Here is a 12,001-nt window from a genome sequence, read left to right as displayed (position 1 = left end):
ATCCATATTAATGGATTATTCAGCTATCCGACAACATGATAAATGATTGGTTCATGTTTATGGCTCAGAGTTTAGGCAGCTGACGAAGCCCAGCGTAGCAAGCCTGCGCGCAAGACGCTATGGAAAATTATGAGGTGATATAGTAGGGTCTGAAATGAGATTTAACCCATGCTTGATTAATAAGCAGGTTAAAGAAGACTCAATAAAAACTATCTGCGGTATCTTATGACTAACGGAAACAACCAGCGCGAGTTTTTCCTGGATTCTATCCGGGCATATTTAATGTTGCTCGGCATCCCTTTTCATCTTTCTCTGATTTACTCCAGCCATACCTGGTCGGTGAATAGCCTCACGCCATCATTTTCATTAACGGTGTTGAACGATGTCATCCACGCTTTCCGTATGCAGGTGTTCTTCATCATCTCCGGCTACTTCTCCTTTATGTTGTACCAGCGTTATGAACGTAAACGCTGGCTCAAGGTGCGGCTGGAGCGGGTGGCCATCCCGCTGTTAAGCTCCATCCCCTTAATTACCCTGCCGCAGTTTTTCCTGCTGAAATATGCGACGCATAAACTGGACGGCTGGGACGGGTTTGACCTCTATCAGAAAATTAACGTTGCCGTTTGGGAGTTAGTGTCCCATTTATGGTTTTTATTAACGCTGTCGCTGCTCACCTGCGCCGCTTTTTACCTGTTCCGGAAAATTAAGGCGATAAAAACGCCTATCGCGCCGTTCCCGATAAATAATATGAACAGTTTAGGAAAGATCTCACTGTACTTCTTTATCTACGGGATAGCCTATTCGGCGGCGCACCGGATTATTTTAATTACCGCTCCGCAACTACCCGGCAACGGTCTATTCAATTTTGTGGTGATGGAAACGCTGTTCTACCTGCCGTTCTTCCTCCTCGGCGCCTATGCCTTCAAATACGCCTGGTTAAAAGAGATTTTCCTCACCCCTTCACCCAAGGCGGTGCTGGGCGCGCTGTTGCTGTTTATCGCCTATATGCTGAACCAGAAGCTGCTGGCTCATAGCGACCTGATGTTTGAAGTGGAAGTCCTGATCAAGATCGTGCTGGGCATCCTGATGACCAACGTGGTGTTTTCATTCGGCCACCGGCTGTTGAACTATCACTCGCCACGTATCACCTATCTGGTGAACGCTTCCTTATTTATCTATCTGGTGCACCACCCGTTGACGCTGCTGTACGGCGCTTTCGTTACGCCATATATCAGTAATAATATTGTGGGATTCTTGGTGGGCCTGGTATTTGTCTTCGGCCTGGCTTTTATATTGTATGAAGCGCATAAGCGCGTACCGCTGCTGCGTTTCCTGTTTTCCGGCAAACCACAGAAGTAAGCCGAGGCGCATTTTCAAGAATCATCCTAATCTCGGCGACGTTCTCCCTGCCACAACATGGGGTTTATTACCCCATGTTGTTCCTCACCTCACCTCTCCCTCCCTAAATTCGTTAAACGGCATATAATTTACTTTCGCAGCTATCGATGACCAAAGCGCACGCATTGCTCGCAGGCCGGCTGACAATTACGGCACAGTAAGCGTGCAAACGGCGAACGCCGCTGCGTAGTAAATGGAAATCCACATCCCTGCCTCACGGTAGCGATTGGGCTCACTGAACCCTAAGGGAAAGCGCCGTCGCCGAGACAGCGTCAGCAGCATCTCCCTTCCGTCACGACAGAGAGGATTTTTCAATGACCGACCCAAACACCACGGCCCAAGACGCCGCACCAGCCAATGCCACATTACTTAAAATCCTGGGCAGGCTGCTCTCCGCGCTGGACGCCTCGATAAGCGGCAAGGATCGCAGCATACTGGTGCACGACCTGTCCCACTTCAATCTTGATGGCGTTTCCGAAGCGGAAAGGAAGCTGGCGGCGGAATTAATCAAACGCGCCCTACAATCCCTCGACCATTAATGCAGCTCTAGTCGCAAACCATTAAACCTGATTCAGGTTTAATGGTTTTGCCGCCCGCCGTGCTTTTATTAGCAAACCTGGCTTTCCAATCATCTGATATAGCTATATAAAAGTCCGAACACCGACAATTTTGGCTGGTTTATCCTATTTCCCCTAAAAAAAAGCAATAATCACTAAACAGCCGCAAATCATCCTTAGCGTTTTACCCTGAAAACAGGCTATCATTAACCTGCCGCACGCAGCCGCGTACCGCCTTACCCCAGCCAAAGGAGAACGTTATTTTGGATGCCAGCACGATCAACAACCTGTTTATCATCGGCGCTGTGTTGGTAGGAGCCAGTATCCTGCTCAGTTCATTCTCTTCACGCCTCGGCATCCCTATTCTGGTTATTTTCCTGGCGATTGGCATGCTGGCCGGCGTTGACGGCCTCGGCGGCATCCCTTTCGACAATTATCCGGTCGCTTATCTGGTCAGTAACCTGGCCCTGGCCGTCATTCTGCTGGATGGCGGCATGCGCACCCGCGTCAGCTCCTTCCGCGTCGCCTTATGGCCCGCCCTATCGCTGGCGACCGTCGGCGTGGTGATTACCGCCGGCCTGACCGGCCTGGCCGCCGCCTGGCTGTTTAATATCGATCTGATTCAGGGGCTGCTGATCGGCGCGATTATCGGCTCAACCGATGCCGCTGCGGTGTTTTCACTGCTCGGCGGGAAAGGTTTGAACGAACGCGTCGGCTCCACGCTGGAGATTGAATCCGGCAGTAACGATCCCATGGCCGTGTTCCTCACCATTACCCTGATCGCCATGATCTCCGCCGGTGAAACCATGATCAGCTGGGACTTCCTGCTGCATCTGCTGCAGCAATTCGGCATGGGTATCGTCTTCGGCCTTGGCGGCGGCTGGCTGCTGCTGGGGCTGATCAATCGCATTAAATTACCGGAAGGGCTATATCCTCTGCTGGCCGTCAGCGGCGGTATCCTGATTTTCGCCCTGACCACCGCGCTCAACGGCAGCGGTATTCTGGCGGTGTACCTGTGCGGTCTGACATTGGGCAACCGCCCTATCCGCAACCGGCACGGTATTGTACAAACCTTCGACGGGCTGGCCTGGCTCAGCCAAATCGGCATGTTCCTGGTGCTGGGGCTGCTGTTGACGCCAAGCAACCTGCTGCCAATCGCCATCCCCGCGCTGCTGCTCTCGCTGTGGATGATTCTGTTCGCACGCCCGGTGTCGGTATTTATCGGCCTGCTGCCGTTCCGCAACTTTACCCTGCGTGAACGCATCTTTATCTCCTGGGTGGGGCTGCGCGGCGCGGTGCCGGTTATTTTAGCGGTATTCCCGATGATGGCCGGCCTGCCCAATGCGCACCTGTTCTTCAACGTGGCCTTTTTCGTCGTGCTGGTCTCGCTGCTGCTGCAGGGCACCACGCTGACGCTGGCGGCGAAAAAAGCCAAAGTGGTGGTTCCGCCGGCGCTGGCGCCAATCTCGCGCGTCGGGTTGGATATACACCCGGAAAATCAGTGGGAGCAGTTCGTTTATCAGCTCTCAGCGGAAAACTGGTGCGTCGGCGCCGCACTGCGCGAGCTGAAAATGCCGCAGGGCACCCGTATCGCCGCCCTGTTCCGTGGTAAAGAGCTGCTGCACCCCAGCGGCAGTACGCGGCTGCGCGAGCAGGATATTCTGTGCGTTATCGGCCATGAACACGATCTGCCGGCGCTGGGCAAACTGTTTAGCCAGGCCCCGGCCGTTACGCTGGACGAACGTTTCTTCGGCGATTTTATACTGCAGTCGGACGCGCGTTTAAGCGATATCTCCCAGGTTTACGGGCTGAATCTGCAAGATGGTATCGATGAACAGCAAACGCTGGGCCAGTTTGTGATACAGATGATCGGCGGGGAACCGGTAGTCGGCGACCAGGTCGAGTGGGATGGATTGACCTGGACCATTGCAGAAATGGACGGCAATATCGTCAGTAAGATCGGGGTAAAAATCGACGCCGATTAACCTTCACGCACCGGTGGCGCGCTTCCGCGCCGCCGTTTTCCGCCATCCTCTCCCGACCATCAGCATGCTTAGCCCGTCTGACAACCAAATGGGGAACTTCTGACCGTAAGTAAGTTCTTAATCAACAGTGGTCGGCCTGCCCGACTGCTGCAAAGAACGATAAAACGACGGGATAGGTATCACGTGAATAACGGGAAAAAGTTCGTTTCAGCAATGCTGGTTTTAGCATTAGTATTGGTTGGTTTGAACCTGGGCATTGCCGATTTGGTTCATAAACTTATAGTTGGATAATTTATCGTGGCACAGCACGGGAAAGACAAAGATATTTTAGGTAAGGTGTTGCTCAGCGTTTCAGCGCTCTGCCTCGCCGTGGTTATCGGTTTTCTGGTCTGGGCGTTCATCCTTGACTAAACCGCCGCCAATAAAAAAACCGCCGCGGCGGTTTTTTTATTGGCAATGGCGATTAAATTTTGCAGCCTTCGCAGTCCGCCTCATCCTCAAGGATGTCAGGCACTTCACTGGCCTTCTCCGCCGCTTTTTTTTCTGCTTTCGCGAGTTCGGCGTCAATATCAAAATCAAAAATCTCATCACTCATCGCAACTTCCTCATGCTTCTTTACAGGCTCAAACGCTGAGTATAATCGACCTCGGTGTCGACGCAACCCTTAGTTGACCAGAGCAACCGATGCGGCGGGCGTATGCAGTTTTTTACCGTAGGCCAAATCATAGACGTCATAGAAATCGACCTCGCCCTTGTTGGCTAAAATTTCGCGTACGCGCGCTTTCAAAAGCGGGCTAATCGACGGTTCCGCCAGCAAATCAGCCACCGCATGGGACGGCAGCGCGCGGGTAAAGTACCACTCGCCGTTATAACAAACGCGTAAATCAAGCACGCCGATATCTTCAAAGCGGTAAACGGGCTTGATCTCCATCAGCAACATGGCAAACATAAACAGCACAAAAGCGGTAAAGCCAAGCAGCGCCCCAAGCCCTAAATAGGGCACCGGATACATCACGGCAATCACGGCGAAATAGCCGGCGAACATCGCCAGACACAGATAGCGGTGATTACGGGCAAATTCGCTGTTGAAACGCGGCTTACCGTCACGCCCTTCCCGCTGGTTGATCAGCTCGATCTCTTTCACCAGAATGTTTTTTATCGCGTCCATAATTTACTGCCTTAGCCTGAGAGCAAAATGGCTATCAATCGTTACCCTTCACGCTAACACAAGTACAGTTTCCCCAGGTATAGCAGTTAAGCAATTAAAAACCGGCAACTGTTATAGGTGGAGCTAACGCGGCTGCGAGGCTTTGCCCTGGGCAAACATAAACATCCGCTGCGCAACGTCATCCGCCTGTTTGATCCTGTCCTGTTGCACGGCGTTGCCGCGTTGGATCGCACGTGCATAGGCAATTTCATGGGCGCGATCGATCATGCCGATAACATTATCACGCAACGATTTATCCAGATTACCCAACAGGGTCGTCAGGATCGCCTGGTAAGCATTGGATTCCGCAGTCAGCGCCTTCTCCCGCGCTTCCAGCACGGCGATACGTTGCATCAGTTCCTGCAGTTGAGCGGATTCAGACATATCGACCTCCGGTTATCAGACAGAAAGCCTGCCTTAATAACAGTCTAGCAAAGGATCGATATGCGAAAAGTAACGGTGGACGGTGGACGCCTAAAGAGCGGGAAGATGGCGCGCTATGCAGGACTCGAACCCGCGTCTATCAATTTTGTAGCCAATAAAGCATGTTAAAACCAATCACTCTGCCAACTGAGTTAATAGCGCACTCCCCTATGCTTTGGCGACATTATCCATAACGTCGCCGTGGGTACAAGACAAATCACTGGCAGAGGGATATTTTACAGATAAATCTCAGTATATAGTCAAACCTGGCATAACTATTCACTGAGAAAAACATCGGGGTCGGCCATTACCGCAAGCGGCGTCACATCTGGCGGGGTTTCGCCAGATACTGGCAGGTAGCAAACAGGCAGAATGCATAGCCGACCAATTCGCACCCCTCTTCCACCATATTTTTTACCACCCGGTCATAACCATCCAGCAGTAAACCTTCCCATAACAGGTGCATGCCGAACAGACGGGAAAACACCAGAATACACAGTAAGCCGGCACACATCATGCCGTAGCTCGGATGGTTAAAGAAATGGGCTAACCCATGCAGCGCCGAAGCAGCATGGCGAACCGCGTATCCCAGACAGAGCACCGTGCTCAGCAGAGCAAACCACACCCAGGCGCCGTGATGCAGATAATCGAACACAAAATCCAGTTCGCGAATCAACATGCACAGAAAGAAGCCGCCAATCAATACCCTGGCAGCGCGATACTCGACATGGCGACGAGCGGAGACAAAGAAACCGACCGCGATAGCGGCAAGAAACAGTTCCTGCATCAGCTCCGTCAACGACATTTCATAGACAAAGTTATGTAGCCAATAAACATCAATAAAAATCAGCCCCATCAGCACGGCCAGCGTTGCTGAATAGAGCAGAAAGAAAGAGAGTTTTTTTACAATAATATTGAGGTTAGTACGGTACTGCATAGTCACTTCCGTTATTATATTCACGCGGGGTATGTTACCTGCCGTAACCTCTTTTACCTTGGCTATTCATGCGCTTGCTGCCGATCTTGCGTAATTATTTATACGTCCGTATTGATAAACAAAATTGCTAGATTTGATCCCCATCACATATAACGTTAAGCTATATATGGATTTTTATTAATCACACAAGTGACATATCAATGGGGAAATAGGTCAAATTTCAACAAAATAGTCAGTTTAATGATTGAGGGACTCCAAAGTGCCAACGGCACACTAAAATTAGAAGAGTTAATGTTTGGGCAGAAAAACGGGAACGGGAACGGTTGATTCACGTTCAACTCAATATTTAAGGGATGATGCTATGAAGCTAAGAAGAAAACGACATAAACCGCTACATATTAACGACATAACCATTATTGACGACAGCAAGCTGAAAAAAGCCATTACCGCCGCCGCGCTCGGTAACGCGATGGAGTGGTTTGACTTCGGGGTTTACGGCTTTGTTGCCTATGCCCTTGGACAGGTGTTCTTTCCCGGCGCCTCTCCCGGCGTGCAGATGATCGCCGCGCTGGCGACCTTTTCGGTACCGTTCCTGGTACGCCCGTTGGGCGGCGTGTTCTTTGGCGCCATGGGGGATAAGTTCGGTCGCCAAAAGGTACTTTCCGTCACCATCATTATTATGGCGATCAGCACCTTCTGTATCGGGCTGATCCCGTCCTATGCCAGCATCGGCATCTGGGCGCCGATCCTGCTGCTGCTGGCCAAACTGGCACAGGGCTTCTCGGTGGGTGGTGAATATTCCGGCGCGGCCATCTTCGTCGCCGAATATTCACCGGACCGCAAACGCGGCTTTATGGGCAGCTGGCTCGATTTTGGCTCTATCGCCGGTTTCGTGCTTGGCGCCGGCGTCGTGGTGCTGATTTCCAGCATTGTCGGCGAAGCCAAGTTCCTCGACTGGGGCTGGCGTCTGCCCTTCTTCCTCGCGGCGCCGCTCGGCATCATCGGCCTGTATCTGCGTCACGCACTGGAAGAGACGCCTGCGTTCCAACAGCATGTCGACAAAATGGAACAGGGCGATCGTGACGCGCTGCAGAATCCGCCGCGCGCCTCCTTTAAAGAGATCGCGACCAAACAATGGCGCAGCCTGCTGGTTTGCGTGGGGCTGGTTATTGCCACCAACGTCACCTATTACATGCTGCTGACCTATATGCCGAGCTATCTGTCGCACAACCTGCACTATTCGGAAAGCCACGGCGTCCTGATTATCATCGCCATCATGATCGGCATGCTGTTTGTACAACCGGTGATCGGCCTGACCAGCGACCGCATCGGCCGTAAACCGTTTGTGATCGGCGGCAGTATCGGCCTGATGTTACTGGCGATCCCCTGCTTTATGCTGATCAACAGCGGCGTCATCGGTTTGATTTTTGTCGGCCTGCTGGTTCTGGCGGTGCTGCTTAACTCCTTTACCGGCGTTATGGCATCAACACTGCCGGCCATGTTCCCGACACATATCCGCTATAGCGCACTGGCTATTTCGTTCAACATCTCCGTACTGGTTGCGGGCGCAACGCCAACCGTTGCCGCCTGGCTGGTCGAGTCCAGCGGCAATCTGTATATGCCGGCCTATTATCTGATGGTGGTCGCCGTCGTCGGCCTGCTGACCGGCCTGTATATGAAAGAAACCGCCAACAAACCGCTGCGTGGTGCAACGCCGGCCGCGTCAGACCGTTCCGAGGCCAAGGAGCTGTTACAGGAAACCTACGATAATATCGAACAGAAGGTTGAAAACATCAGCGATGAAATTGGCGATTTGGAAGAACAAATCAAAGCGCTTGAAAAAAGGAAACAGGCGCTGATCGATCAGCATCCAAAGCTGGACTAATCGTCAGCAACAAAAACCACCTCAAACGAGGTGGTTTTTTTATGTTGCTCGCCGCACATTACCAAGCTAGTAACGCAGGTTAAATCCTGCAGCGCAGAATTAATGATAAAATGGTTTTTCTTTTCGCTATTTATTCAACGCGCATGAACGCCGACGGTTTCCAGAGCAACGCGATAATATTTTTGAATATCTTCCGGCTGACGCTCAATTTCCTGCACCAGATATTTCATAATATTATCTTTATTCACCATGCGTTGTGACGAAATCAAATGCAACACGCTCTCACCGAAAATAACCATCAGCTTTTCCCGGTAGATTTTGGCATTATCTTGCGGCATCCCGTACAGACTGTAATCAACCATTTTTAAATTTTCTCTCAAAACAAACGCCGCTGGACTATCCTGTAGTAGATATCATTATCCAGCGATTACAACAGGATAAAAAAGGACAATATTTCACACAGTTAGTCGAACAATAAGAGTTTTCCTAGCAAACGGCAAGCATATAAAGCCCTGACGCTAATGTTTAAGATTTTTCGCACCCCACATGCTTACCGCTATATTTAACCACAATAAAAACAATGAATTCTAATTATTGTAGCGGCCGTCTAATAATCCATGCGCAACAATCATGCCGATATTTCGCATTATAAATATTATAAATGCGACAAACTTCACGTTTTTTTGGCAGATTACCGATTTTATCTTGCCTATGGCCATCCAGAAAGCTAGCTTGCTACAGCCGATTTGGTAAACCATTACTTTTAACAATATGAAATAAAAGGTTATTATGTCGATTACCGTTAAAAGCAAGAAAGAAGCTAAAGTTGCCATCTCGACAGGGAAAGCAAAACGCATCAGGCTCGATTATGCGGTTAGCGCTGATGATGTTTCAGAGCTGACGATGATATGCCGTGAGAAAGGCGCAAATATCATCAAAGACAATGATAATTTTATCATTGCCATGGGCAACCCTAGCATGCCTAAAGTGGCCAGCTTCCCGTTCTGAGCCCCTATTATCACCTCGCCCCGTTCGGGGCGTTGTTTATCCCCGCCCGCCTTCAAATTCATCTCCCCGCCACAGCGTGAAACAGTCAAAAAATGCGGCTCGGCTTGAAAAATTGAAGCGCTTCATTTATTTTTCTCCGACATCAGCGCATGTTTCCTGCATGCAATAAAGCGCTTCACAAAGAGGTTATTATGAATTCCCTGCCAACCCGCCTGCGCCGCCTGAGAAGTTCCGAGGCGCGTCGCTCCCTGTTCCAGGAAGATGAATTACGGCTGTCCGACCTGGTGTTGCCTATCTTCGTTGAGGAAGGCACCTCGGAATATCTGGAGCTGAACGCACTGCCGGGCATCAAACGCATCCCTGAATCCAGACTGGCTTTTGAGCTGGAAAAATACGCGAAAAGCGGTATTCGCAGCATTATGACATTCGGGGTATCTCACCATAAAGACGATATCGGCAGCGATACCTGGGACGAGAACGGTCTGGTGTCGCGTATGGCCCGTATCTGCAAAGATACCGTGCCGGAAATGATCCTGATGTCGGACACCTGTTTTTGCGAATACACCACCCACGGCCACTGCGGCGTGGTCCACGACCACTCCGTCGACAATGATGCAACGCTGCTGAACCTGCAGAAACAGGCAGTGGCGGCGGCACATGCCGGCGCGGACTTTATCGCCCCTTCTGCCGCAGCGGACGGCCAGGTTCAGGCCATCCGTCAGGCGCTGGACGAAGCCGGCTTCGGCAATACCGGCATTATCTCTTATTCCACCAAGTTCGCCTCTTCCCTGTACGGGCCATTCCGCGAGGCCGGCGGCAGCGAACTGAAAGGCGATCGTAAAACCTACCAGATGAACCCGATGAACCGGCGGGAAGCGCTGCGCGAGTCGCTGATTGACGAAGCCGAAGGCGCTGACGCGCTGATGGTTAAACCGGCCAGCTATTACCTGGATGTCATCCGCGATATCCGCAACGCCAGCACTCTGCCGGTTGCGGCCTATCAGGTCAGCGGGGAGTACGCGATGATTAAATTCGCCGCTGCCGCGGGCGCGATCGATGAAGCTCAGGTGGTACGCGAGTCGCTGTCGTCAATCAAACGCGCCGGCGCGGACTTTATCTTCTCTTACTTCGCCGCCGATCTGGCGCAGCAAGGGCTGTAAACGGCACGGCATAACGGCGCGGCCCCACGTCACGCCGTTATGTCGTTTCCCTCGGCGCCGCAAGGCTTTGCCGGAAGATCAGAGAACACGCCAATTCGGCACGCCCGGTAAACGTTGTTTGCTCCACCATGCTGACAATGCGCCGGGCGGCCAATGTGCCAATATCGCGCGACGGCACGTCAATGGTCGTTAATGCGGGCTGCGTCAGCGCAGAAAACTCAATGTTGTCCATCCCGGTTACCGATATATCCTGCGGCACCCGCCAGCCAGCCTGCTCAAGCTCATTAAGCACGCCCAGCGCCTGTACATCTGTCATGCACAAAATGGCCGTCGGTGGTTTACCATCGGCCAGGAGTCGCCGGGCAGCCTCTCGCCCGCCTTCAATGGTGAATGGCGCCTCAACTATCCGCGACTCGTCTAACCGTAACCGGCGTTCTTTCATCGCCTGCACAATGCCGCCAACGCGCTGACGACTTCTGTTATTGTTTGCCTGGCTGCCGCAGACCACGGCGATAGTCTGATGACCCAGCGCAATCACCTCCTGCGCCATCCGATATGTTGCATGCCAGTTGTCGAAACCGATACTGACACCATAAGGAGGCTCATCCATCTGCCAGGTGAGAACCAGCGGCAGCTGGCGCTGGCGCAGCAGCTCATAAACCCGTTCCTCATGCGTAGAACCCACCAAAACGATGCCCTCAACGCCGCGTTCCACCAGCGTTTTGATCACGTCAAACTCGCGCTCGGCCTGATATTCATGCGTTGCCAAAATGACCTGATAATTCATCGACCACAGCGTTGCCTGTAAGGTCTGTAAGGCATCGACAAAAGCCTGGTTATACATCGTGGGGAAAACGGCGCCGATGGTATAAGTGCGCCGGGAGGCCAGCGCACGCGCAGCCCCGTTGCTCACATAGCCCAGTTGCTCAACGGCAGAACGAACGCGCTGCAGCGTCGCAGGTTTGACCCTTTCGGGAACCGATAACGCCCGTGAAGCACTGCCCAGCGAAACGCCGGCCAGCTCGGCGACCTCGGCAAGGGTCGGGCGCTTAACGCTGTTTTTAATTGAAGAAGACATGAAAACCACTTGCACCAGGGCAGGAAGACAAAAATTATACCCCATCGGCTAAAGTGATGACCAGCCGGTGAGTTCGCACCGCCGGTGCATGTTATTCTCGGGGCAGATTAGGAAAGGTAAACCGTTTTTGACGGGAATGATTAAATCGTCGTACAAAGAACCAATGGAGTAAGGTTGCTGACATTCCCTGTCATACTTTGTACGACGAGCGGTAACATAACATCATCAATTACAAATTAATACATAAATTCAATGGGAATAATCCCAATAACAAACAAAATCAACCATACCCGCTACACTCTCTGCCATGCGCTATGTGCCATACTCCCCGGCAGAAAGGGCTGCGTCCTGAAGCACAGAATG

General features: G+C 51.9%; 12 protein-coding genes and 1 tRNA gene. 6 read left to right on the top strand and 7 right to left on the bottom strand.

The genetic code is table 11. The annotated features are described in order from the left end of the window. Window positions 1–225 precede the first annotated feature (225 nt). From mdoC to CLM71_RS08960, 3 genes are all read left to right on the top strand, one after another. On the top strand, window positions 226–1,359 hold the full coding sequence (gene mdoC, locus CLM71_RS08970; protein ID WP_105230703.1) for a glucans biosynthesis protein MdoC: 1,134 nt from the start codon (window positions 226–228) through the stop codon (window positions 1,357–1,359). Between the two features lie 353 nt (window positions 1,360–1,712). Further along, entirely contained in the window at window positions 1,713–1,937 is a 225-nt protein-coding gene (locus tag CLM71_RS08965; protein WP_105230702.1) for a hypothetical protein, read from the top strand. A gap of 281 nt (window positions 1,938–2,218) precedes the next feature. Next, window positions 2,219–3,940 (top strand): potassium/proton antiporter, encoded by a 1,722-nt coding sequence (locus CLM71_RS08960; RefSeq protein WP_105230701.1) that lies wholly within the window; start codon window positions 2,219–2,221, stop codon window positions 3,938–3,940. Between the two features lie 463 nt (window positions 3,941–4,403). Here the strand turns inward: CLM71_RS08960 and CLM71_RS24360 are convergent, their stop codons facing one another. The 5 genes from CLM71_RS24360 to CLM71_RS08945 form a co-directional block, all read right to left on the bottom strand. Continuing rightward, window positions 4,404–4,535, bottom strand: a complete 132-nt coding sequence (locus CLM71_RS24360) for a hypothetical protein (RefSeq protein WP_015671916.1) — start codon at window positions 4,533–4,535, stop codon at window positions 4,404–4,406. A 69-nt stretch (window positions 4,536–4,604) separates the two neighbouring features. Then, the gene (locus CLM71_RS08955) at window positions 4,605–5,108 is read right to left on the bottom strand and encodes a YlaC family protein (RefSeq protein WP_105230700.1); all 504 of its coding nucleotides are present in this window, start codon (window positions 5,106–5,108) and stop codon (window positions 4,605–4,607) included. Between the two features lie 123 nt (window positions 5,109–5,231). Continuing rightward, window positions 5,232–5,531: a hypothetical protein gene (locus CLM71_RS08950; protein ID WP_105230699.1), complete on the bottom strand. Its 300-nt coding sequence runs from the start codon at window positions 5,529–5,531 to the stop codon at window positions 5,232–5,234. 106 nt (window positions 5,532–5,637) lie between these two features. Then, window positions 5,638–5,732: transfer RNA gene (locus tag CLM71_RS23900), tRNA-OTHER, on the bottom strand. Window positions 5,733–5,892: 160 nt separating this feature from the next. After that, window positions 5,893–6,507, bottom strand: coding sequence for a hypothetical protein (locus tag CLM71_RS08945; RefSeq protein ID WP_105230698.1), 615 nt, complete (start codon window positions 6,505–6,507; stop codon window positions 5,893–5,895). Between the two features lie 361 nt (window positions 6,508–6,868). On the opposite strand from CLM71_RS08945, the gene proP reads away from it, so the two are divergent. After that, window positions 6,869–8,392: a glycine betaine/L-proline transporter ProP gene (gene proP, locus CLM71_RS08940; RefSeq protein ID WP_105230697.1), complete on the top strand. Its 1,524-nt coding sequence runs from the start codon at window positions 6,869–6,871 to the stop codon at window positions 8,390–8,392. Window positions 8,393–8,526: 134 nt separating this feature from the next. Here the strand turns inward: proP and CLM71_RS08935 are convergent, their stop codons facing one another. After that, a complete protein-coding gene (locus CLM71_RS08935) occupies window positions 8,527–8,772 on the bottom strand; it encodes a hypothetical protein (RefSeq protein ID WP_232251653.1) in 246 nt (81 codons plus the stop codon). Between the two features lie 409 nt (window positions 8,773–9,181). Here CLM71_RS08935 and CLM71_RS08930 point away from each other — a divergent pair, with 409 nt between their 5' ends. Both CLM71_RS08930 and hemB read left to right on the top strand, forming a co-directional pair. Further along, on the top strand, window positions 9,182–9,400 hold the full coding sequence (locus tag CLM71_RS08930) for a hypothetical protein (protein ID WP_105230695.1): 219 nt from the start codon (window positions 9,182–9,184) through the stop codon (window positions 9,398–9,400). Window positions 9,401–9,591: 191 nt separating this feature from the next. Continuing rightward, window positions 9,592–10,560, top strand: a complete 969-nt coding sequence (hemB, locus tag CLM71_RS08925) for a porphobilinogen synthase (RefSeq protein ID WP_172606290.1) — start codon at window positions 9,592–9,594, stop codon at window positions 10,558–10,560. 37 nt (window positions 10,561–10,597) lie between these two features. Here hemB and CLM71_RS08920 read toward each other — a convergent pair whose 3' ends face one another. Continuing rightward, window positions 10,598–11,683: a substrate-binding domain-containing protein gene (locus CLM71_RS08920; RefSeq protein WP_234008639.1), complete on the bottom strand. Its 1,086-nt coding sequence runs from the start codon at window positions 11,681–11,683 to the stop codon at window positions 10,598–10,600. Between the last annotated feature and the right edge of the window lie 318 nt (window positions 11,684–12,001).

This window comes from Serratia sp. MYb239 (assembly GCF_002966855.1).
GTDB lineage: Bacteria > Pseudomonadota > Gammaproteobacteria > Enterobacterales > Enterobacteriaceae > Serratia_B > Serratia_B rhizosphaerae.
Note: the sequence above shows the minus strand (reverse complement) of the source record. Positions and strands in the feature narration are given on the sequence as shown.